Annotated in this window: 27 protein-coding genes and 1 pseudogene; 12 read left to right on the top strand and 16 right to left on the bottom strand. The window is 61.4% G+C overall.

The features are described from left to right. Positions 1-106 precede the first annotated feature (106 nt). On the bottom strand, positions 107-391 hold the full coding sequence (locus ACW9H9_RS07150; RefSeq protein ID WP_457342549.1) for a hypothetical protein: 285 nt from the start codon (positions 389-391) through the stop codon (positions 107-109). Between ACW9H9_RS07150 and ACW9H9_RS07145 the strand changes: the two genes are divergently transcribed. After that, positions 390-1,178, top strand: a complete 789-nt coding sequence (locus ACW9H9_RS07145; RefSeq protein WP_457342550.1) for a crotonase/enoyl-CoA hydratase family protein — start codon at positions 390-392, stop codon at positions 1,176-1,178. The two genes, ACW9H9_RS07150 and ACW9H9_RS07145, sit on opposite strands and share 2 nt — an antisense overlap. Positions 1,179-1,181: 3 nt before the next feature. Here ACW9H9_RS07145 and ACW9H9_RS07140 read toward each other — a convergent pair whose 3' ends face one another. Further along, positions 1,182-1,937: a spermidine synthase gene (locus ACW9H9_RS07140; protein WP_457342551.1), complete on the bottom strand. Its 756-nt coding sequence runs from the start codon at positions 1,935-1,937 to the stop codon at positions 1,182-1,184. Between the two features lie 119 nt (positions 1,938-2,056). On the opposite strand from ACW9H9_RS07140, the gene ACW9H9_RS07135 reads away from it, so the two are divergent. Then, positions 2,057-3,403, top strand: coding sequence for a class II 3-deoxy-7-phosphoheptulonate synthase (locus tag ACW9H9_RS07135; RefSeq protein WP_457342552.1), 1,347 nt, complete (start codon positions 2,057-2,059; stop codon positions 3,401-3,403). On the opposite strand, the gene ACW9H9_RS07130 is transcribed toward ACW9H9_RS07135, so the two are convergent. Continuing rightward, positions 3,393-4,625 carry a winged helix-turn-helix domain-containing protein gene (locus ACW9H9_RS07130; protein WP_457342553.1) on the bottom strand — a complete coding sequence of 411 codons (1,233 nt, stop codon included), beginning with the start codon at positions 4,623-4,625 and terminating at the stop codon, positions 3,393-3,395. The genes ACW9H9_RS07135 and ACW9H9_RS07130 overlap by 11 nt on opposite strands. 41 nt (positions 4,626-4,666) lie before the next feature. Beyond that, on the bottom strand, positions 4,667-4,873 hold the full coding sequence (locus ACW9H9_RS07125) for a DUF1127 domain-containing protein (RefSeq protein WP_457342554.1): 207 nt from the start codon (positions 4,871-4,873) through the stop codon (positions 4,667-4,669). A gap of 70 nt (positions 4,874-4,943) precedes the next feature. Here ACW9H9_RS07125 and ACW9H9_RS07120 point away from each other — a divergent pair, with 70 nt between their 5' ends. Then, positions 4,944-5,825, top strand: a complete 882-nt coding sequence (locus ACW9H9_RS07120) for a LysR family transcriptional regulator (RefSeq protein WP_457342555.1) — start codon at positions 4,944-4,946, stop codon at positions 5,823-5,825. On the opposite strand, the gene ACW9H9_RS07115 is transcribed toward ACW9H9_RS07120, so the two are convergent. Further along, positions 5,815-6,564 carry a sulfite exporter TauE/SafE family protein gene (locus ACW9H9_RS07115; protein ID WP_457342556.1) on the bottom strand — a complete coding sequence of 250 codons (750 nt, stop codon included), beginning with the start codon at positions 6,562-6,564 and terminating at the stop codon, positions 5,815-5,817. The two genes, ACW9H9_RS07120 and ACW9H9_RS07115, sit on opposite strands and share 11 nt — an antisense overlap. Positions 6,565-6,673: 109 nt before the next feature. Here ACW9H9_RS07115 and ACW9H9_RS07110 point away from each other — a divergent pair, with 109 nt between their 5' ends. The 4 genes from ACW9H9_RS07110 (at position 6,674) to ACW9H9_RS07095 (ending at position 9,758) form a co-directional block, all read left to right on the top strand. Continuing rightward, positions 6,674-7,624, top strand: a complete 951-nt coding sequence (locus ACW9H9_RS07110; protein ID WP_457342557.1) for a LysR family transcriptional regulator — start codon at positions 6,674-6,676, stop codon at positions 7,622-7,624. Positions 7,625-7,702: 78 nt separating this feature from the next. Beyond that, positions 7,703-8,155 (top strand): MarR family winged helix-turn-helix transcriptional regulator, encoded by a 453-nt coding sequence (locus ACW9H9_RS07105; protein ID WP_457342558.1) that lies wholly within the window; start codon positions 7,703-7,705, stop codon positions 8,153-8,155. Between the two features lie 141 nt (positions 8,156-8,296). Beyond that, on the top strand, positions 8,297-8,716 hold the full coding sequence (locus tag ACW9H9_RS07100; protein ID WP_457342559.1) for an organic hydroperoxide resistance protein: 420 nt from the start codon (positions 8,297-8,299) through the stop codon (positions 8,714-8,716). A gap of 25 nt (positions 8,717-8,741) precedes the next feature. Then, on the top strand, positions 8,742-9,758 hold the full coding sequence (locus ACW9H9_RS07095; RefSeq protein ID WP_457342560.1) for an alpha/beta hydrolase: 1,017 nt from the start codon (positions 8,742-8,744) through the stop codon (positions 9,756-9,758). A gap of 63 nt (positions 9,759-9,821) precedes the next feature. On the opposite strand, the gene ACW9H9_RS07090 is transcribed toward ACW9H9_RS07095, so the two are convergent. Continuing rightward, on the bottom strand, positions 9,822-10,394 hold the full coding sequence (locus tag ACW9H9_RS07090; RefSeq protein ID WP_457342561.1) for an elongation factor P: 573 nt from the start codon (positions 10,392-10,394) through the stop codon (positions 9,822-9,824). A 49-nt stretch (positions 10,395-10,443) separates the two neighbouring features. Beyond that, positions 10,444-11,577 carry an elongation factor P maturation arginine rhamnosyltransferase EarP gene (gene earP, locus ACW9H9_RS07085; RefSeq protein ID WP_457342562.1) on the bottom strand — a complete coding sequence of 378 codons (1,134 nt, stop codon included), beginning with the start codon at positions 11,575-11,577 and terminating at the stop codon, positions 10,444-10,446. A 132-nt stretch (positions 11,578-11,709) separates the two neighbouring features. Between earP and ACW9H9_RS07080 the strand changes: the two genes are divergently transcribed. Further along, positions 11,710-12,078 (top strand): hypothetical protein, encoded by a 369-nt coding sequence (locus ACW9H9_RS07080; RefSeq protein ID WP_457342563.1) that lies wholly within the window; start codon positions 11,710-11,712, stop codon positions 12,076-12,078. 15 nt (positions 12,079-12,093) lie between these two features. After that, positions 12,094-12,576 (top strand): GreA/GreB family elongation factor, encoded by a 483-nt coding sequence (locus tag ACW9H9_RS07075; RefSeq protein WP_457342564.1) that lies wholly within the window; start codon positions 12,094-12,096, stop codon positions 12,574-12,576. Positions 12,577-12,581: 5 nt separating this feature from the next. Here the strand turns inward: ACW9H9_RS07075 and cysB are convergent, their stop codons facing one another. From cysB to ACW9H9_RS07050, 5 genes are all read right to left on the bottom strand, one after another. Then, positions 12,582-13,556: an HTH-type transcriptional regulator CysB gene (gene cysB, locus ACW9H9_RS07070; RefSeq protein ID WP_457342565.1), complete on the bottom strand. Its 975-nt coding sequence runs from the start codon at positions 13,554-13,556 to the stop codon at positions 12,582-12,584. A 103-nt stretch (positions 13,557-13,659) separates the two neighbouring features. Next, positions 13,660-14,160, bottom strand: coding sequence for a universal stress protein (locus ACW9H9_RS07065; RefSeq protein ID WP_457342566.1), 501 nt, complete (start codon positions 14,158-14,160; stop codon positions 13,660-13,662). Between the two features lie 69 nt (positions 14,161-14,229). Next, entirely contained in the window at positions 14,230-15,147 is a 918-nt protein-coding gene (locus tag ACW9H9_RS07060) for a 5'-nucleotidase (RefSeq protein WP_457342567.1), read from the bottom strand. A gap of 15 nt (positions 15,148-15,162) precedes the next feature. Next, complete coding sequence (locus ACW9H9_RS07055; RefSeq protein WP_457342568.1) at positions 15,163-16,125, bottom strand: putative 2-dehydropantoate 2-reductase; 963 nt, start codon at positions 16,123-16,125, stop codon at positions 15,163-15,165. After that, entirely contained in the window at positions 16,122-16,508 is a 387-nt protein-coding gene (locus ACW9H9_RS07050; protein WP_457342569.1) for a thioredoxin family protein, read from the bottom strand. Before ACW9H9_RS07050 ends, ACW9H9_RS07055 begins: the two co-directional genes overlap by 4 nt. Between ACW9H9_RS07050 and ACW9H9_RS07045 the strand changes: the two genes are divergently transcribed. Beyond that, on the top strand, positions 16,507-16,941 hold the full coding sequence (locus tag ACW9H9_RS07045; RefSeq protein WP_457342570.1) for a PilZ domain-containing protein: 435 nt from the start codon (positions 16,507-16,509) through the stop codon (positions 16,939-16,941). The genes ACW9H9_RS07050 and ACW9H9_RS07045 overlap by 2 nt on opposite strands. A gap of 131 nt (positions 16,942-17,072) precedes the next feature. Continuing rightward, complete coding sequence (locus ACW9H9_RS07040; RefSeq protein ID WP_457342571.1) at positions 17,073-18,149, top strand: 3-deoxy-7-phosphoheptulonate synthase; 1,077 nt, start codon at positions 17,073-17,075, stop codon at positions 18,147-18,149. Positions 18,150-18,211: 62 nt separating this feature from the next. Here ACW9H9_RS07040 and ACW9H9_RS07035 read toward each other — a convergent pair whose 3' ends face one another. Continuing rightward, the gene (locus tag ACW9H9_RS07035) at positions 18,212-18,493 is read right to left on the bottom strand and encodes a GNAT family N-acetyltransferase (protein ID WP_457342572.1); all 282 of its coding nucleotides are present in this window, start codon (positions 18,491-18,493) and stop codon (positions 18,212-18,214) included. 618 nt (positions 18,494-19,111) lie between these two features. On the opposite strand from ACW9H9_RS07035, the gene oprI reads away from it, so the two are divergent. After that, the gene (gene oprI / locus ACW9H9_RS07030; RefSeq protein ID WP_003172710.1) at positions 19,112-19,363 is read left to right on the top strand and encodes an outer membrane lipoprotei OprI; all 252 of its coding nucleotides are present in this window, start codon (positions 19,112-19,114) and stop codon (positions 19,361-19,363) included. A gap of 131 nt (positions 19,364-19,494) precedes the next feature. On the opposite strand, the gene ACW9H9_RS07025 is transcribed toward oprI, so the two are convergent. From ACW9H9_RS07025 to ACW9H9_RS07015, 3 genes and pseudogenes are all read right to left on the bottom strand, one after another. Next, entirely contained in the window at positions 19,495-20,466 is a 972-nt protein-coding gene (locus tag ACW9H9_RS07025; RefSeq protein ID WP_457342573.1) for a L,D-transpeptidase family protein, read from the bottom strand. 73 nt (positions 20,467-20,539) lie between these two features. After that, positions 20,540-20,833, bottom strand: coding sequence for a hypothetical protein (locus ACW9H9_RS07020; protein WP_457342574.1), 294 nt, complete (start codon positions 20,831-20,833; stop codon positions 20,540-20,542). A gap of 58 nt (positions 20,834-20,891) precedes the next feature. Further along, positions 20,892-21,179 (bottom strand): annotated as a pseudogene (locus ACW9H9_RS07015) (arylesterase); the annotation flags it as partial. Between the last annotated feature and the right edge of the window lie 42 nt (positions 21,180-21,221).

Below are 21,221 nucleotides of genomic sequence, written 5' to 3'. Positions count from 1 at the left end.
AAAGACCCATGCTCCAAAGCTGCACATGCCGTGTTGAGACTCAAGAGTCGCCCTGGCAGCTTTGTCGGCGGGGATTTGCGAAAACGAATGAATGAAAAAAGAATCGTCAGGAACGCATCCGCTGAGCGGACGAGTGACCGAGGTTGACCTCGGCAATTGCACTGCCTTGACGCGGCCCGGCTAAAGACCGGCGCGCACTATACCGGAAATCCTTGAAAAAGGGAGTTTTTTTTATCGGAAAATCCCGCGCGACGCCAAGGTTAAACAGGCTTTGCGCATCCAGGTCCCAGCGTCTACTTTTCAAAGGCCCGGCCACGTTGGTCGTGGCGCTTAAACGGTTCATCCGTGGTTGCTGTCCCGCCTGTCCGATCCCACCCGAGAGTACTGCCATGAAGCAAACCAGCAGCAGTCGCGTCAGCCATGAACAGCAAGGCCACATCCTGTTACTGGGCCTGGACCGTGCCGCCAAGCGCAACGCCTTTGACCTGGATCTGCTCAACGACCTGAGCCTGGCCTATGGCGAATTTGATCGAAATGACGACCTGCGGGTGGCCATTGTCTTTGCCCATGGCGAACACTTCACCGCCGGGCTGGACCTGGTCAACGTCGGCCCCGTCATGGCGCAAGGCTGGCAACCACCGCTGGGCGGCTGCGACCCCTGGGGCGTTTTCGCCGGGCCCCGGGTGAGCAAGCCGGTGATTGTCGCGGCCCAGGGTTACTGCCTGACCCTTGGCATCGAACTGATGCTGGCCGCCGACATTAACCTGTGCGCCAGCAACACCCGCTTTGCACAGTTGGAAGTACAGCGTGGGATCTTTCCCTTTGGTGGCGCGACCCTTCGCTTTCATCAAATAGCCGGCTGGGGCAATGCCATGCGCTGGCTGCTCACCGGCGACGAGTTCGACGCCCGCGAAGCCCTGCGCCTGGGCCTGGTGCAAGAGGTGATGGCCAGCGAAGACCTGCTGCCGCGCGCCATCGAACTGGCCAGCCGCATCGCTCGCCAGGCACCGCTGGGCGTACAGGCCACCTTGATGTCGGCCCGCCAGGCTCGTCTTGAAGGCGAAGCGGCGGCGGCCGGGTTGGCGCCTCTGGTGGCAAAACTGCTCAACAGCGAGGACGCCAAGGAAGGCGTCCGGGCGATGCTCGAAAAACGCCCGGGCGTGTTCAAGGGCCAGTGAGCGTCAGGTCGCGGGGCGGATCGCCTGGATCAGCGATTGCAACGAATACCCCAACTGCGGCGCCAAGGCTTCGGCGCGGGCAGTCATGGCCGCCAGGTCCAAGGCTTGATCCAGGTCGGCCGGCACAATGAGGATCACATTGCCTTCCTTCACCGGCAGCTCCCAATAGTGGCGGTGATATAAACCGCGCAGCAAGGCAGCGCCCAGCGGCTTGCCGTCATCGGTGGCCCACTGGTTGATGACCAGCCAGCCGCCCGGGTTGAGTTTCTTCTGGCAGTTCTCCAGAAACGTCCAGGCCAGATGGCCCGCCCCCGGGCCGAGGTCGGTGTACAGGTCGACAAAAATCAGGTCGGCCGATTCTGCGCTGGGCAGCAGCTCCAACGCATCGCCCACGCGTATATAAAGCCGTGGGTCATCGTCCAGCCCCAGGAACTCGACGGCCAGACGCGGCACATCAGGGCGCAACTCGATGGCCTCGACATCGTCCAGCGGCAGGAACTTGAGACACGCCTGGGTCAGCGTGCCAGCGCCCAGCCCCAGGAACAGCGCACTCTCAGGCTGCTCGTGGCACAGCGCGCCAATCAGCATGGCGCGGGTGTAGTCGTACTCAAGCCACGCAGGGTCGGCGGTGAACACGCAGCTTTGCTCGATGGCATCGCCAAATTCGAGAAAGCGGTAATCGGCCACTTCCAGCACACGGATCATGCCGAAGTCATCGTGGACCTCGGCCAGCAGGCGCTCGACGCGCTCCTCTGTCATCACTACTCCTAACGGCGGCTTGGCGGGCAAAGGCGCGATTGTCGGCCAAGCGGCGCCAGCAGGTCACGCACTAATTGCTGATAACATTGGCGTCCTACCGTCAACCACTCGAGTTCATGATGAGCCAACCCTGGAGCCCCGACAGCTGGCGCGCCCTGCCGATCCAGCAACAACCCCAGTACCCGGATGCTGCGCACTTGCGGCAAGTGGAGCAAAACCTGGCCAGTTATCCCCCGCTGGTGTTTGCAGGCGAAGCCCGCGAGTTGCGCCGTCAGTTTGCCGAGGTCACCCAGGGCCGCGCGTTTCTGCTGCAAGGCGGCGACTGTGCAGAAAGCTTTGCCGAGTTCTCGGCCGCGAAAATCCGCGACACCTTCAAAGTGCTGCTTCAAATGGCCGTGGTCATGACTTTTGCCGCGGGTTGCCCGGTGGTGAAAGTGGGGCGGATGGCGGGCCAGTTCGCCAAACCGCGCTCGGCCAACGATGAAACCATCGACGGCATCACCCTGCCCGCCTACCGGGGCGATATCGTCAACGGCATCGGTTTCGACGAAAAAAGCCGCGTGCCGGACCCGGATCGCCTGCTCCAGTCGTACCACCAGTCCACCGCCACCCTGAACCTGTTACGCGCCTTTGCCCAAGGCGGCTTCGCCGACCTGCACCAGGTGCATAAGTGGAACCTGGACTTTATTGCCAACTCCGCGCTGGCCGAAAAGTACAGCCTGCTGGCCGACCGCATCGATGAAACCCTGGCCTTCATGCGCGCCTGCGGCATGGACAACTCGCCGCAACTGCGTGAAACCAGCTTTTTCACCGCCCACGAAGCCCTGCTGCTCAACTACGAGCAGGCGTTCGTGCGCCGCGACAGCCTGACCAACGATTACTACGATTGCTCGGCCCACATGCTCTGGATCGGCGATCGCACACGGCAACTGGACGGTGCCCACGTGGAGTTCCTGCGCGGGGTGAACAACCCGATCGGGGTCAAGGTGGGCCCGAGCATGAACCCGGATGACCTGATCCGCCTGATCGACATCCTCAACCCGCACAACGACCCCGGCCGCCTGAACCTGATTGCGCGCATGGGCGCTGGCAAGGTCGGCAGCCACCTGCCTGGCCTGATCCGCGCCGTACAGCGCGAAGGCAAGCAGGTGCTGTGGAGCTCGGACCCGATGCACGGCAACACCATCAAGGCCAGCAGCGGGTACAAGACCCGGGACTTCGCGCAGATCCTGGGCGAGGTGAAGGAGTTCTTCCAGGTGCATCAGGCCGAAGGCACCTATGCGGGTGGGATCCATATCGAGATGACCGGGCAAAACGTGACCGAGTGCATTGGCGGTGCGCGGCCGATTACCGAAGACGGTTTGTCGGACCGCTACCACACCCACTGCGACCCTCGGATGAATGCCGATCAGTCGCTGGAACTGGCCTTTTTGATTGCCGAAACCTTGAAACAGGTCAAACGCTAAGGGCCCTCTGCACCATCGCCACCCGCAAGCGGGTGGCAGCCGGTCGCTGGCAATTGAGCTGGACCTGCTCAAGCCCGAGCCAGTCGGCCATCTGGCGCAGGTTCAGGGCTAGCGCCTGCATCCCCTCCTCGTCCAGCCCCGGCGCTTCTTCGTGCACCGCATGCACGGCCAGACGGCCATGGGCCCGTTCGGCGCGCAGGTCCACCCGTGCGGCAATCCGTTCGTTATGCAAAAAAGGCAGCACGTAGTAGCCATATACCCGCTTGTGCTGGGGCGTGTAGATCTCCAGGCGGTAGTGGAAATCGAACAGCCGCTCGGTACGGCTGCGCTCCCAGATCAACGAGTCGAACGGCGACAACAAGGCACTGGACGGCACCTTGCGCGGCACGGTGGGGTCGGGGAGGCAATAAGCCAACTGTTTCCAACCTTGGACTTCACAGGTCACTAACTGGCCGTCTTCAACCAACTCGGCCAGCCGCGCACGGCTATCGGCAGGCTCCAGCCTGAAGTAATCGCGCAGGTCCTTTTCGGTGGCGATACCCAGTGCCGTGGCGCTGTGCAGCAACAACCCGCGCTGCGCCTGCGCCTCGCTTAGCGGCGCCTGCTGAAGGATCGGCGCGGCAATCACGCGCTCCGGCAAGTCATACAGCCGCTCGAAACCCCGGCGCCCGGCGACAGTCACCAGGCCCGCTGCGAACAGCCACTCCAGCGCATGTTTTTCCTGGCTCCAGTCCCACCAGGGCCCGGCGCGCTCCTGGCGGGTAGACAAGCTTCCCGCCCCCAGCGCACCCTGGCGCTCCACGGTTTCCAGCACCCGCTGGATGACGGCTTGTTGCTCGCGCCCAAACCGCGCCATTTGCTGGTAAATGCCGCGCCCCTGCGCCGCCCGTTCCATGCGCCAGCGCATCAACGGGTACAACGCCATCGGCAGCAGTGAGGCCTCATGCCCCCAATACTCGAACAGCGACCGCTGGCGGCCTGCGCCCCAGGCCGCTTGTTCAAGAATCAGCGGGGAATAATGGCCCAACCGGGAAAACAGCGGCAGGTAGTGCGAACGCACCAGCGCATTGACCGAATCAATTTGCAGCACGCCCAAGCGTTCGATCAGGCGGTTGACGTGCGTGGCCTTGATCGACGCGGGCGGCTGGCGCCCGGAAAAACCTTGGGCGGCCAGCGCCATGCGTCGGGCCTGCTTGAGGGAAAAGGACAGTTGGGCGGGCATGTGCATCTCCTTGTGTGCCCCCCACCCTACTGCATCCTGGCTCATTTTCGCAGCGGGTCTTCCCAGAAATGCCGATGACTTTCGCGCTCGACGTCACCGCGGTTGAGGCCGATATCCTTGAGCGCCTCATCACTCATGCCCGCCAGAAACTGGCGTTCGCGGTGCAGCGCCTGCCACCGGCCCATCAACTGAAACAGCCCTGAAAACGGCCGTTTCACCATCAACACGTAACCTCTTTGACCTTTCATCCTGTCGCCCTCCTGTAGGGATGACTGAAGTCTGAAGGCCGCGTTATGATCAATCCAACGAATGTTTTTTATGCAATGCATCTCGGAGATTGATCCTTTGTCCAACTACCCCAGCATCGACACCGAGGTGCTGCGCACCTTCGTCGCCATCGCCGATCAAGGCGGGTTTACCCGGGCGGGCGAGCAGGTAAACCGTACCCAATCCGCGGTAAGCATGCAGATGAAGCGCCTGGAAGAAGATGTGCTGCAGCGCAAGTTGTTCGAGCGCGATGGCCGACAGGTCAGGCTCACGCCGCAGGGGCAGATCCTGCTGGGTTATGCGCGGCGCATTCTTAAACTGCACAGCGAGGTGTTTAACACGCTGCGCGAACCCGACATGGTGGGGCTGGTGAAGATTGGCACGCCCGATGATTACGTCATGCGCTTCTTGCCGGGGATTCTCAGCCGCTTTGCCAAGGCCTATCCGCTGATCCAGATCGAGATGCACTGCGAATGCTCGCAAGTCTTGATGCAACGCCAGGACCTCGACCTCACGGTGATTACCCGCGAGCCCGGTAACGACATTGGCGAATTGCTACGCACCGAGCGTTCGGTATGGGTCGCGGGGCCGACGTTCTGCCGGGACGAACACACCGCCATCCCCCTTGCCATTTCCGGCCCCGACACCTATTGCACCCGCTGGGCGTGCAGCGCACTGGAGTCCGGCGGGCTCGAGTATCGCCAGGCCTATCACAGCTCCAACGGTGCGGCGATTCTGGCCGTGGTCGGCGCCGGCCTTGCGGTTGCGGCCACGCTGGAAAGCCTGGTCACGCCCGATATGCGCATACTGGGCGAAGCGCAGGGGTTTCCGCCGCTGCCCTCGGCCAACCTGCGCCTGCTGCGCAACCCGCGCACCACCTCGCCGATCACCGAGTGCCTGGCGGGCTATATCATCGAGGGCTTCAAACTTTAAAGGTCAGCATCACCGCACACACCACGAGAAAGCCGCAAAACAGCCCGCGCAACAGACGCTCGGGCAGCGAATGTGCGACTTTCACGCCCCAACTGATGCTCAGCAGGCCGCCTGCCGCCAAGGGCAGGCCGATCATCCAGTCCACCTCGTGGTGCCAGGCGTACGTCACTAAGGTCACGCTGGTGCTGGGCAAGGCCAGCGCCAGTGACAAGCCTTGAGCGACGACCTGGCTGGTGCCGAACACGCTGGTCAGCACAGGCGTGGCCACCACTGCGCCGCCTACGCCAAACAAGCCCCCCATGGAACCGGACGCCGCACCGAGCACGCCCAGCCAGGGCCAGGGGTAACGCATCTGCGCCGAAGCGGGCGCGTTGTGGGTGAACATGCGCACTAGGTTGTAAGCCGACAGGGCTATCAGAAACGCGATGAAGCCTACGCGCATATGGCCGGCATCCAGGCCCACAGCCCAGATCGACCCCAGCCACGCAAAGCAGAACCCCATGACACCCAGGGGCAACGCATGCCGCAATTCGATGCGGTTACGTTGGTGATAACGGCGCAGGGCCAGCACCACATTCGGCACCACCATCACCAATGCGGTGCCCTGGGCGACCTGCTGGTCCAGGCCAAACAACACGCCCAAGACAGGAATGGCGATCAGCCCGCCACCAATGCCGAACAGCCCACCGACGGTGCCCAGCGCTGCACCCAACAGCAAATACAACGCGAAATCTGCCACAACCCTGCTCCCGCACACGCCAAAGCCTGCATGCTACTCAGGTCGCTGTAGCGCGGAAACGCACAGCAACGCACAATGGCTGTGCCGAACTCGCATAAGCAGCCTGCTGATGAACCCCAATACCCTGACCGATCAACTGAGCCTGTTCCTCGATGTGCTGGAGGCCGGCAGCTTTTCCGCCGCCGCACGCCGCCATCCCTTGACCCCCTCGGCCGTGGCCCGGCGCATCGACAGCCTGGAGCATTCGGTGGGCAGCCAGTTATTCCAGCGCAGTACCCACGCGGTGCTGCCCACCCCGGCAGGCCTGGCGTTTGCCGAACGCGCACGGCGGATCGTCAGCGAATTGCAACTGGCCCGGGCCGAGGCTGTGTCGCTGAGCCATGCGCCTGAAGGGCTGATCCGCGTGGATGCTCCGGCGGCGTTTGGCCGGCGGCACCTGGCTCCGGTGATCGCTGATTTTCTGAATGTTTATCCGGGGCTCGATGTGCACCTGCACCTGATCGACAGTTTCGTTGACATGCAAGGCGAGCACCTGGGCAAAGTCGACCTGGTGCTGCGCGCCGGGCATATCGTCGACACCCGACTGGTTGCCACGCCCCTGGCGAGTATCGTGCGAGTGGCCTGCGCCAGCCCGGCCTACCTGAAAAACCGGGGTACACCGACCCACCCGCGCGAGCTGGCCGAACATGACGGGCTGGACTGGGAAGGCCTGGCGCCGATGTTCGCCTGGCGCTTCGAGCTGGATGGGCGCAAGACCACTTATCGCCCGCAGCGCATCCGCATGAGCGCCAACAACGCCGAAGCCCTGCTGTCGGGCGCCCTCGCCGGATTGGGCATCGCCCACCTGCCTACCTGGCTTGTCAGCGAATACCTGGTGCGCGGCGAACTGGTGCCGCTGTTCTGCGAAAACGGCCTGCCCAGCCCCGAAACCGCGGGTATTTACGCATTGCGCCTGCAACAACACGCCAATGCCCGAAGCCGCTTGTTGCTGGAATACCTCAAGGCGCGTTTCAGCCCGGTTCCGCCGTGGGATCTGGCCCTGCAAAGCGGTTTGGGCTGACCGTACGGCCAGAATTATCTGGCGCATTAAACAGTTGGCCGCTAGATTCCCGCCCATACACGTTTTAAGGCGATTGCCATGACCAAAACCCCTGATACCTGCGAATCCCTGCGGCTCGACAACCAGCTGTGTTTCGCCCTGCACTCCACCTCCCTGATGATGACCAAGGTTTACAAGCCGCTGTTGCAAGCCCTCGGCCTGACCTACCCGCAATACCTTGCGATGATGGTTTTGTGGGAAGAAGACGGTTTGACCGTCGGAGAAATCAGCAGCCGCCTGCTGACTGACCCGGGCTCGCTCACACCGCTGCTCAAGCGCCTGGAGGCCGAAGGCGTGCTCAGTCGCACCCGCAGCCGCGAAGACGAGCGTGTGGTGGTGGTACAGCTGACCGACACCGGCCGCGCCCTGCGGGACAAGGCAATGGAGATCCCCCATTGCATCCTCGGCGCCAGCGGAATGGCCCTTGAGCAACTGCTCAAACTGCAGTCAGAACTGGTCGCCCTGCGCAGCCATTTACAAGCCAGCGTGTAAGCCCTTTTTAAACGCCTGAAAGCCGTATCGAAAACTTTTTTATAAATTTATATTGCGCGCAAAATATTAGCGCGATACATTAATCTCGCCACTTACTTAGCGCGCAAACATTTAGCACAAACAATCAGCAAGGAACACACCATGCAAGCACTCTATACCGCAGTAGCTACCTCCACCGGCGGCCGTGACGGTCGTGCTGTTTCCAGCGACAACATCCTCGACGTCAAACTGGCCACGCCCAAAGAACTGGGCGGTGCTGGCGGTCAGGCCACCAACCCGGAGCAACTGTTCGCCGCCGGTTATTCGGCCTGCTTTATCGGTGCCCTGAAGTTCGTCGCCAGCCAGACCAAACGCAAGGTTCCCGACGACGCCGCGATCACAGCGCATGTCGGCATCGGCCAGATCCCCGGCGGTTTCGGCCTGGACATCGACCTGCACATCAGCCTGCCAGGCCTGGACGCGGCTGACGCACAAAGCCTGGTCGACGCCGCTCACCAGGTGTGCCCGTACTCCAACGCCACCCGTGGCAACGTCGATGTTCGCCTGCATGTGACCGTCTAACCCCACACGGCCCCCGGAGAAGCACATGAACACATTTGGCAAAGTCGTCACCGGCACCCTGCTTGCCCTGTCCATCACCCAGGCCAATGCCGCAGGCGGTGACGTTGAGCACACCACCCAGGCGTTTCTGGATGCATTGAACGCAGGCACCGGAAAACCGATGGAACAACTGACGCCTCAGCAGGCCCGTGCGGTGCTGACAGGCGCCCAGGCGGGGGTGAAACTCACGCTGCCAAAGGCCGATGTGAGCCACAAGACTATCCAGGTCGACGGTCAGCCTCTGGCGCTGACCATCGTGCGGCCGGCCGGGGTCAAGGGCACATTGCCGGTGTTCATGTTCTTCCACGGGGGCGGTTGGGTACTCGGGGACTTCCCGACCCATGAGCGGTTGGTACGCGACCTGGTAGTGGGTTCGGGGGCGGCAGCCGTGTTCGTCAATTACACGCCGTCACCGGAAGCGCATTACCCGGTCGCCATCAACCAGGCGTACGCCGCCACGAAATGGGTGGCCGAGCACGGGCAGCAAATCAATGTCGACGGCAAACGCCTGGCAGTCGCCGGTAACAGCGTGGGGGGCAACATGGCGGCCGTGGTCAGCCTGATGGCCAAGGACAAAGGCACACCGGCGATCAAGTTCCAGCTGCTGCTGTGGCCAGTGACCGATGCCAACTTCGACACCCCGTCCTATAACCAGTACGCCGAAGGGCACTTCCTCACCAAAAACATGATGAAGTGGTTCTGGGACAGCTACACCACCGACGCCAACCAGCGCGCCGAAATCTACGCGTCACCGCTGCGGGCCACCCCCGCACAGCTCAAGGGCCTGCCACCGGCCCTGGTGCAAACAGCAGGTGCCGACGTATTGCGCGACGAAGGCGAAGCCTACGCCCGCAAGCTGGACGAGGCCGGCGTGCCGGTCACCGCGGTGCGCTACAACGGCATGATCCACGACTACGGCCTGCTCAACGTGGTCAGCCAGGTGCCGGCCGTGCGCTCGGCCCTGCTGCAAGCGTCGGACGAGCTCAAGCAACACCTGAAGTAAAAACACCGCGTCAAAAAAAACCCGACTCATGGTCGGGTTTTTTGTGTTTCGGCGTGGCCAGAATTACTTCTTGGCGCGGCCTTTGTACGAACCACCTTCACGGGTGTCGATCTCGATCAGGTCGTCGATTTCGATGAAATCGGCTACTTGCAGCTCAGTACCGTTAGCCAGTTTGGCCGGCTTCATGACCTTGCCCGACGTGTCGCCGCGAGCGGAACCTTCGGTGTAGGCCACTTTACGCACGATGGTGGTCGGCAGCTCTACGGAAACCAGGCGATCTTCGAAGAACACGGCTTCGCAGACGTCGGTCATGCCTTCTTCTATGAACGGCAGAACGGCTTCGATGTCTTCAGCGTTCAGCTCGTACATGGTGTAGTCGGTGGTGTCCATGAACGTGTAGGAGTCGCCGCTGATGAAGGACAGGCTCGCTTCTTTGCGGTCGAGGATCACGTCATCCAGTTTGTCATCGGCGCTGTAAACGGTTTCGGTTTTGTAACCGGTCAGCAGGTTCTTCAGCTTGGTCTTCATGATTGCGCTGTTACGACCCGACTTGGTGAACTCAGCTTTCTGAACCAACCAAGGGTCGTTGTCGATACGGATCACGGTACCGGGTTTCAGTTCTTTACCAGTTTTCATTGCAGATATCCGAAATTTGGATGGGATTGTCAAAAATCTAGGCCGCGTATCATATCCAACTTTCATAAAACTGTACTAGCGCCGTTGCAAGATCCGCCTGCAAGCCCTGTTCCAGACACCATGTTTGTGCGTGCAACGACACCTCAGGCCAATGCGCTTGCAGCCTTTTCCAGGGTTGTGCCATATCGCCATCCGTGTTCCAGACCTGCCAAAGGTCCACTAGCGCAGCCTTTGCCGCGGGCGATAACCCGGCGGTGTACAACGCCAGAAACGCATCGAGCTTGTCCAGGTGAATGTCTTCGTCCTGCCGGTAGATGTGCCACAACAGCGGGCGCGCGGCCCATTGCGCCCGCACGAACGAGTCCTCGCCGCGCACGGCATTGAAGTCGCAGCACCAGAGCAGGCGGTCGTAGTGTTCCTGGCGCACGAACGCAATCACTTGCACCGTCAGCGCGCCCCGCTGATGCACGGCACCCGCCGCCAGCGAATCCCCCCCCAGCCAGCGCTGCACATCCCCCAGGATCCGCCCTTCGGGAACCAGCAGGTGCGTGGCCTGCCCGTCTTGCGCCAGGGCGTCGAACCAACTGGCCAGGCCGGCGTTTTCGTAGGCAAACAACGACATCAGCCGCGCCCCGGCCGCAGGAAAAATGCCAAGGTTTTGCAGGAAGTGTTGCTGGGCCTGGGCATCCTGCTGAAACGCCTGACGCTGCTCCAGCAACCCCGCCTCCCGCAGCAGGCCGCCGGTGTGCGGGCGAAAGCCCGGGAAAAAGAAGTACTTTTGCACGCCCTTGAACTTGACGGACGGCAACCCGTGGCAGCCCACCACCCACTCTTCGGCGCTCAGGTAATCCAGGTTCATCCACAGCGGCAGGCGCTCACGGGCGGCCATGGCTTCCATGTAGTCAGGTGGCAACTGGCAGGCAAACGCGGCGATGATCACGTCCGCCGCCTCGCCAGGGCACCCGGTGTGCGGCCAATGGCGAACGTCCACGCCTTCCTGCCACTGCTGCTGCGCCTCTGTATCGACTTGCGGGCACAGGCGCTCAAAGGCGCGCAGGTCATCGACCCACAGGCGCACGGCGCAACCGTGTTCGGCCACCAATTGGCGGGCCAGGCGCCAGGTCACGCCGATATCACCGTAGTTGTCGACGACGCTGCAAAAAATATCCCAGCGGGCTTTCATTCCGGGCTCCCCTGCTAAAAGGCCTGATTGTCCGCATAAATGCCTGGATGCAGAAGGGCCGATCGCGATTATTCTGCCATCAGGCTGTGCGACAATCGGCGCCACACCGCCCGCGCCCGCCAGGAGGCCGCCATGCCTGATCGTCCGTTTTCGCTGTTCAAACTCAGCCTCGCCGTGGCGTTTGGCGTGTGGCTAGGCGCTGTGGCCGTGGTGTTGACGGCCGGGTTGGCGGCCCATTATCTGTTTGAACAAAGCCTCGCTCCGGTCGCGCAGGCCGTGCAGCAATTGGGCAAACCCGCCGTTGTGGCGCCGGAACCGCCGAACCGGATGTTTGAGCAATACCAGGAAAACCTGCGCAAGCAGGAACAACAGCAGACGCTGGACCAGGCCCGCAACAACCCGCGTAACCTGAACAACCCCAAATGCCAGTTCTGGCTGCAGCAGGACCAGAACGCCCCCAGCGACAAGAGCCGGTCCAGTGTCCTGCAATTTTGCGATTGATGATCAAACCCAGCCATGAATAAACACGCCGTCCACACGTTGATCCTGGAAAAGCTTGCGGTCGATCTCGATATCGTCCGCCGGGCCGCGCAAGTCGCTTACGAAACCGCGACCCATGAAGAAAACATCGCAGAAAACAAATACGACACCCTGGGGCTGGAGGCCTCTTACCTGGCCACCGGCCAAGCCCGGCGGGTGGAGGAGATCAAGCAAGCGCTGACCCTGTGCCAACACCTGCACCTGCGCCCCTATGATGAACAACGGGGTATCGAGGTGGGTGCGTTATTAGGGCTGGAAGATGAACGCGGCCGCCAGCAATGGCTGTTTCTGGCGCCTGACGGGGCCGGCCTGAAAGTGGATGTGGTGGGGCAACCGGTGACCGTCATCACCCCGCGCTCGCCCTTGGGCAAAGGCCTGTTGGGCAAGTTCGAAGGTGATGAGGTGGAGGTGCTGGTGGCGGGCACTCGGCAACAGTTTGTCGTTACCGAGGTCAAGTGAGCGGGTCAGTGAACCGGTAGTTCAACGCCGTCGAACAACTCTTCCAGTTCTTGCTTGTTGTGGCACTGGATGGCCTTGGCCATGACTTCACGCGTGAGGTGCGGCGCGAACTTCTCGATGAAATCGCACATAAAGCCCCGCAGGAAAGTGCCACGACGGAACCCGATTTTGGTCACGCTGGACTCGAACAATTCGCTGGCATCGAGCACCACCAGGTCGTTGTCGAGCTTGGTGTCCACCGCCATCTTGGCGACGATGCCCACGCCCAGGCCCAGGCGTACGTAGGTTTTGATCACGTCGGCGTCGGCAGCGGTGAACACCACTTTGGGTGTAAGACCGCGGTGGCTGAAGGCTTCGTCGAGTTTGGAGCGGCCGGTGAAACCGAACACGTAGGTCACGATCGGGTATTCGGCCAGGGCTTCAAGAGTGAGCTTGGGCAGCTTGGCCAACGGGTGGCCTTGGGGCACCACCACGCAGCGGTTCCAGCGATAGCACGGCATCATCACCAGGTCGCCGAACAACTCCAAGGCCTCGGTGGCGATGGCGAAATCAACGGTGCCGTCGGCGGCCATTTCGGCGATTTGCATGGGCGAGCCCTGATGCATGTGCAGGGCCACGTCGGGGTATTGCTTGATAAAGTCACGGATCACCGGCGGCAGCGCATAGCGGGCCTGGGTGTGGGTGGTGGCGATGGACAGGGTGCCCTTTTTCTCGTTGGAGAACTCCTGGGCGATCTGCTTGATGCTTTCGACCTTGCGCAGGATCTCGCCAGCGGTGGTGATGATGCGCTCACCGGCCGGGGTCACGCGGGTCAGGTGCTTGCCGCTGCGGGCGAACACTTCCACACCCAGCTCGTCTTCGAGCAGGCGGATCTGCTTGCTGATACCGGGTTGCGAGGTGTAGAGGCTTTGAGCGGTAGCGGAAACGTTGAGGTCGTGGTGCGCCACTTCCCAGATGTAGCGCAGTTGTTGAAGCTTCATATCAATCCCTCAAAGCAGATAGACGCCACGGGTATCAGCGACGGTATATAACTATATTAAAGGTAAGACGGATAAATCTAGAACTTTTTATCGTTTTTTACCATCAAATGTCATCGCTGCGCCTGCGCTGCAACAACGGCACCAGGTACACCGGCACGGCCGACAGTTGCAAGACCCGCGCAGCGGTCCGCCCCAAGGGCGTCGCCACCCCCACTTGCTGGCTGTGACTGCCTACGATCAACAGATCCACCGAGAGTTTCTTCGACTGCTGCACAATCACGTCGCAGGGATCCCCCTGGATCACCCGCACCGAGCGGATCAAATTGAGGTCTTGCTCGCCATCCCCCAGTTCCTCGCGAAAACTGTCCAGCACCCGCTGCTCGATATTGGCCATTACCGTGGTCAGGCCCTGGCTCTGCCACTCACTCAAGGCCTGCTCATCAAGGTAGCTGTGCAGCACCGATTCAGCGAACAGCCCGATGGGTTCCACCACGTGGATCACATGCAACTCGGCATTGAACGTTCGTGCCAGCGCCAGTGCATGTTGCATTACATAAGGCGCATACAGGCCCAGGTCGGTGGCGTACAAAATCGAACGGATCATAAAACCTCCTGGACAGCCAGGATGGCGGGGATTGCTTCAGCTTAGCAGCGCCACCGGCGTGCGATGGACTTAGCTCTCACTGCCGATTTTCAACTCGTTGCTGATGCCATGCGGCACATGCCCGGTGGCCACCACGTCCTTGGCCTTCTCGCAATGACCGGCCTGGTCGTCGAAAAACACATCGGCGGCGAACGCCTCGAGAAACGCCGATTTTTCCAGGCCACCCAAAAACAGCGACTCGTCCAGCCGGATATCCCACTCGCGCAATGTACGAATCACCCGCTCGTGGGACGGCGCCGAACGGGCGGTGACCAACGCTGTGCGGATCGGGCAGGCCTCGTCGGCGAATTCGCGCTGCAACAGGTTGAGCGCCGCCAGGAACCCCTTGAACGGCCCGCCCCGCAAGGGTTCGCGCGCCGACTCCCGCTCGCTGGCCTGAAAGGCCGCCAGCCCCCCGGATTGATAGATGCGCTCGGACTCATCCGAGAACAACACCGCGTCGCCGTCAAAGGCAATGCGCAGCTCTTCACTGGACGCACGCCGGGCGCCGCCCGACAAAATGGTCGCGGCCGCAAAGCCGGCATCCAGGGCGCTGCGCACATCGTCGGCGTGGGTGGACAAAAACAGGTGGCAACCAAACGCGGCCAGATACGGATAAGGACTGCGCCCGCCAACGAATGCAGCGCGGGAAATATCCAGGCCGTAGTGCTGGATGGAATTGAAAACCCGAAGGCCGGTGTCGGCGCTGTTGCGCGACACCAGCACCACTTCGACCCGGGCGCGACCCAGGCTGGCGTTCAGGCTCAACAGCTTTTTGACCAAGGGAAAGGCGTCGCCCGGCTCCAGCGTTTCCTCTTCATGGTCGATCTGGTATTTGCGGTACGCCTCGACACCTTGCGCCAGGTACACCCGGTGGCTCTCGCTCAGGTCGAACAGCGCCCGCGAGGAAATCGCCAGCACCAGTTTGTCGCCCAATCCCTTCGCCATCTGCCTTCCCCTGTGTCAGCGATTGTGTCGATCAATAAAACTCAAGGCCTGATAGAGCATGCGCATGCGCGGCAACTCACACCCCGCCGCCGCCGCGGCCGCCAGCGGGCGCGCATAAATGGCGTCCAGCTCCAGCGGGCGCTTGTGGGCATGGTCGTGGTACATGCTGGGCCAGTAGTCGACCATATTCTCGGTCATGGTAAACATCTGTTCGGCGTAACTGGCGGCAATCTCATAGCCACAGGCATGGGCGCCCTGCACCACTTCTGCCATCAAGGCCTGGACCAGTTCGCGACTGGCCTCGTCCGCCATCAGTTTCGTGGTGCCGGCCTGAAGTAAAACCGACAAACCGTTGTAGGGCACGTTCCACACCAGTTTGTGCCAGCGCGCCTCGTGGACGCTGGCCATGGCCTGGGAGTCGATGCCCGCCTGATGAAACAGCGCGGCGCCCTCTTGCACGATAGCTTGCTGGCGGGCGGCATCGTTGGCCGCGCTGCCGCTGTGATAACCCAGATTGACCCGCCCCAGTGCCTGATGTTCAACCACGCCCGGGCCGGAACGATAAGCGGCGATGTAACACAGGCCGCCCAGCAGGTGCAGCGACGCGGGCAGGTGCTCGCGCAAGCTGTCTTCGACATCCAGGCCGTTTTGCAGCACCACCACCTTGGCCTGCGGCGCGGCGACCTGGGCGATCGTCGGCGCCAGTTCCACGTTGCCCGTGGTCTTGGTGCCCACCAACAGCCAGTCGCACGGCGGCATGTCGGCTGCCCGGGCATAAGCCTGGACCGGGTGCAGGCTCAACGCGCCATGCACCGCGCTGTTGATGTGCAACCCGCGCTCAGCGACGTCGGCGTACTCACTGCGCAACAAAAAATGTACGTCAAAGCCGGCACGCGCCAACATCACCCCGTAAAAACCACCAATGGCACCAGTCCCGATGATGCCGATGCGTGGCGCCCGCGTTGCAACAACTGTCATGGCAAATCCTCTGGTGAGCGCAAGAGCGCCTGGTTCACCGCCGCCGTCAGGTCGTTGGCGGTCAAGCGGGCGTGTAGTTGCCCGTGGAACTGACCCTCGCACACCACAAACAACGCGGGCAAATGAAAGATCTGGTAACGCTCGACGGCACCGCCGTTGTCTCCGGCGTCCACCCAGCACACGCGTTCGACCGGCAATGCCCAGCCCGGCACCTGCTGGCGCGCCCAGCGGCAGCTCGCGCACCCCGGGCTTGTGAACACCACCAGGGAGACACCGGGCAACCTCAGCAATTGCTGGTCGATATCCAAATCGGTAAGCTCGAGTTCTTTCACTATACTGCTGCCACCGCCGTCGATCGCACGGTGCTCGGAGTCTGTGTGCATGGGTCGTTTTTTTCCTCACCCTGATGATGTCGCTGTCGAATTAACCCAACGTCCCCTTTCCGGCATTTCCCGCCAACGGCTGCACACTATCGGCCTGGGCGGCGTCGCCTGCAATTGCCCACGGGCCTGGCGCCTGGGCACGGCCATCGAGATGCACCTGCCTTCGCTGGGCGCTACCGCCCGCTACCCGGGTTACGTCGCCTGGTGCCGCAAAGCGGAAAACGGCTACCGCGTCGGCATTACCTTTACCGATGAACACGCCCTGTTCGGCGCCAGGATGAGCGAGCAAGTGTGCCAGATCGAACGCTATTGCCGCTTGCACGCCGACACCGGCCCCACCTCCCGGCACATCGAGGCCCTGGCGCACGAATGGGTCACGCGCCATGCCGTCGAGTTCTCCCATGAGGCGTTTGGGCAGGCGGCGCTGGATTAAACCGGCCTTTGCCCATTGTCTACGGGCCTTGTAACGCGCTAAGGTTCGGTCCCCCTGCATTCAAATCATGCTGTGCTCCGCCGCACGGGGATCGTTGGCGGGCGGCACCCGTGACCCTGACGAGTAACACGATGGCTGATTTACCGATCAACGACCTTAACGTCGAATCCAACGAGACGCTGATCACCCCCGATCAGCTCAAGCGCGACATTCCTTTGAGCGACGCTGCCCTGCAGACCGTCACCAAGGGCCGCGAAGTCATTCGTAATATTCTCGACGGCACCGACCACCGCCTGTTCGTGGTTATCGGGCCTTGCTCGATCCACGACCTCAAGGCAGCCCACGAGTACGCCGAACGCCTCAAGGTGCTGGCCGCAGAAGTCTCCGACACCCTGTACCTGGTGATGCGCGTCTATTTCGAGAAGCCACGGACCACCGTCGGCTGGAAAGGCTTGATCAACGACCCGTACTTGGACGACTCGTTCAAGATCCAGGACGGCTTGCACATCGGCCGTCAGCTGTTACTGGACCTGGCCGAAATGGGCCTGCCGACCGCCACCGAAGCGCTGGACCCGATTTCGCCGCAGTACCTGCAAGACCTCATCAGCTGGTCGGCGATTGGTGCGCGCACCACCGAATCCCAGACGCACCGCGAAATGGCCTCCGGCCTGTCCTCAGCCGTCGGGTTCAAGAACGGCACCGACGGCGGCCTGACCGTAGCGATCAACGCGCTGCAATCAGTGTCCAGCCCGCACCGCTTCCTGGGCATCAACCAGGAAGGTGGCGTGTCCATCGTGACCACCAAGGGCAACGCCTACGGTCACGTGGTACTGCGCGGCGGCAACGGCAAGCCCAACTATGATTCGGTCAGTGTGGCCCTGTGCGAACAGGCGCTGAACAAGGCGAAGATCAAGCCCAATATCATGGTCGATTGCAGCCACGCCAACTCCAACAAGGACCCGGCCCTGCAACCGTTGGTGATGGAAAACGTCGCCAACCAGATCCTGGAAGGCAACCAGTCGATTATCGGCCTGATGGTCGAAAGTCATCTGAACTGGGGTTGCCAGGCCATTCCAAAGGATCTGGCCGACCTGCAATACGGCGTGTCGATCACCGATGCCTGCATCGACTGGTCTGCCACCGAGAACACCCTGCGCAGCATGCACGCCAAGCTCAAGGACGTGCTGCCCAAGCGCACCCGCGGCTGATAAAACCGCGCACACAAAAACGCCGGGCATCTGCCCGGCGTTTTTCATGGAAATGCGTGCGCTTACAGCTTGGCGGCGTGGCGCTGGTGACGCTCCATGTAGCGCTCCACGTAGGAGCAGGACGGGATCACCGTATAGCCTGCCTCTTCAGCGTACTTCAAGGCCTGTTCGGTAAGCGCGGCAGCGATGCCCCGGCCGCGCAAGGCATTGGGGACAAACGTGCGGTAGATATCCAGCGTCTGTTTACCCAGGTCCATATAGGTCAGATAGGCACGATAACCGTCCACATTGGTCTCGAACTGATGACCAGCCTGGTCATGGTGGATGGACAACGCCTCGCTCATCACTACTCCTCGCGGGTCTAAGTTTGCGACCCCTACCTTACCGATGTTTTTCCGGCGAAGGAACATCTACGCCACCCCGTGCCGGTGTCGACAACGAGAAAAGCCCTGCGGTGAGGGCCGCCACCTGCACACAGGAATAGTAGGCCCCCCTTGTGCGATTGCTCAAGGCGCACTCGTCATCCGTTCGTGCTGGCGGGCGTAGAAAGGGCCTATCGAACATCCTGGGATCGATGGCCTGAACATTGCCGGCAGTTGAAGGGTGAGACGAACAGGCGCTCTTAAAGTCACCTCTACATGCACAAAAGATACCGGTGGGCACAAAGAGAATCTGAACAATAGTGTCCGCGACGATATATAAATTTAGCCCCGTTTAGATGGTTCAACACACGCGGGCCGGGTCTTTCAGGCCGGATCCAATCTTGGGCCGAGTGCAAAAAACTGAACATTTTTTATACAACGCGGCCCCCGCCCCGCGAAAATAGATTCGGCACAAGAATTTTTTTTGCTTCTTGCGCTACGTCAGTTTACTTACTACAAGTAATGGGTAGTATGTGCACCGGCTATTAGCTCACTCTGAGAGAGTAGTCCTTTAATAGAAAGTCCTTGAAGGGGAACACGATGAACAACGTTCTGAAATTCTCTGCTCTGGCTCTGGCCGCAGTTCTGGCTACCGGTTGCAGCAGCGTCTCCAAAGAAACCGAAGCTCGCCTGACTGCAACTGAAGACGCAGCAGCTCGCTCCCAGGCTCGTGCAGACGAAGCCTACCGTAAAGCTGATGAAGCGCTGGCTGCTGCTCAAAAAGCACAACAGACTGCTGACGAAGCTAACGAGCGCGCTCTGCGCATGCTTGAAAAAGCAAGCCGCAAGTAATAATCCTTCGGGGTTGTTATCAAGCCGATCCAGTTTGGATCGGCTTTTTTGTGCCTGCTGTTAAAGCACTAGGCACCGGGCAATAAAAAACCCGCCACCCCACAAGATGACGGGTTATGGCCCAACCTGCGTTATTGCTGCAGATCGACCGGCGTGCTCGACGCCACCGGCACCGCAGCGCCCGGTGCACCGATCGCGGTCGGCAAGCCATCTTCGGCCGCGACCACATCGCGTACCTCATCCCAATTGACCCGCAGGTTATTGGCCAGGTCTTCACGCTTGAGCAAGGCATTGATCACGGCGGTGTGCTTGTCCACCACCGACGGCGTGCCGTCGTCGTTCAACGGCGTGTGTGCCTCAAGGAAGACCTTGCCGCCGCTGGTGCCGAACTTGTAGGCATCGTTGATGATGCGCACCGAGGTGCCTACCGGCACCATGTCCGCCATCTCGAGCACGTTGTTGTTAAACATGCGGAAGCAGCCGTGGCTTGTACGCGTGCCGATACCAAATTTCATGTTGGAACCGTGAATCAGGTAACCGGGCGTACCCAGCGTGAACTTGAACGGCCCCAGCGGGTTGTCCGGCCCGGCCGGCACCACGTTGGGCAACGGGTCGCCATTGGCCGCGTGCTCGGCCTTGATCGAGGCCGGTGGCGTCCAGGTCGGGTTCGGCGTCTTGGCGATGATGCTGGTGTGCGCGATCGGCGAGCCCCACCCTTCGCGACCGATGCCCAGCGGGAAGGTATAAACGACGTTCTGGCCTTTGGGGTAATAGTAGAGGCGGTACTCTGCCAGGTTGATCACAATGCCCTCGCGCGGGCCCGGCGGCAGGATAAAGCGCGTCGGCAGCACGATATCCGTGCCGGCCCCCGGCAACCAGGCATCCACGCCCGGGTTGGCCGCGACCATCTCCGAATAGCCCAGGTCGTAGGTGGTGCCAAGGTCCGCGAAGGTGTCCTCGTACTTGGCCTTGATCACCTGCACTTCGCCGATGATGTCTTCACCTGGCGGGGGTAACGGGAACTGCAAGGCCGATGCAGGACCGGCGGCGCACAGTGCAGCGAGGGACAGGCAACGGGTAACGACACAGAGACGCGACAACATCCGGGAATTCCTTCGCAGATCGACGGGTAAGTAATGGGCTTGATTGTACACGGGCGCCAGATGGCCACCACCTTCAAAGCTCGAAGCGCAGCTCCGGCCAGATCGGCGGTGTGCCACGCTTCTGCGATTCGAGAATCGCCCGGCACAACGGGCACAGGCGCAGGTCTTGGAAGATCGAGCGGTCTACCCGCGACCAGCGCGGCTGCGCTGGCAGCAATGTGCCGCACAGGGTGCGGTCGATCGAGCCGCCCAACTCCAGTTGACGCGCAACCAGATGCACCCGGACTTCCTGGCAGGCGAACAGGTCCAACTGCTCGTCGGGCTCGATCAGTTGGTAGTTAAACAGGGACCAGGCAGGGCGCGACATCTGGGGCTCCGAATCAGGGGGGCGCCACATTAGCCCAAAGACCGCAGCGAGAGAAGCGTCAGAGCAGCGGTTTTAGCGTCGGCCAGACATTTTCCAGCAACTTGCCCTGCGCAGCGACTGCCGGGTGCAATTGATCGGCTTGCATCAGCTCTGGATGCCCACCTATTCCCTCGAGGAAAAACGGCACCAGCGCGACGGATTTTTCCTTGGCCAGTGCACCGTAGACCGCGGCAAACGCGGTGGTGTATTTAGGGCCGTAGTTGGGCGGCAACTGCATGCCCAGCAGCAGCACCTTCGCCCCGCTGGCCCGGGACTGGTCGATCATCGAAGCAAGATTTTGTTGCAATCCCGACCTGAGGACAGGAACCCAATAAACTCAAGGGTTCCG

It is taken from the genome of Pseudomonas sp. SDO5215_S409 (assembly GCF_054071325.1).
The sequence above is the reverse complement of the archived record's forward strand: the minus strand, read 5'-3'. Positions and strand labels throughout refer to the sequence as shown.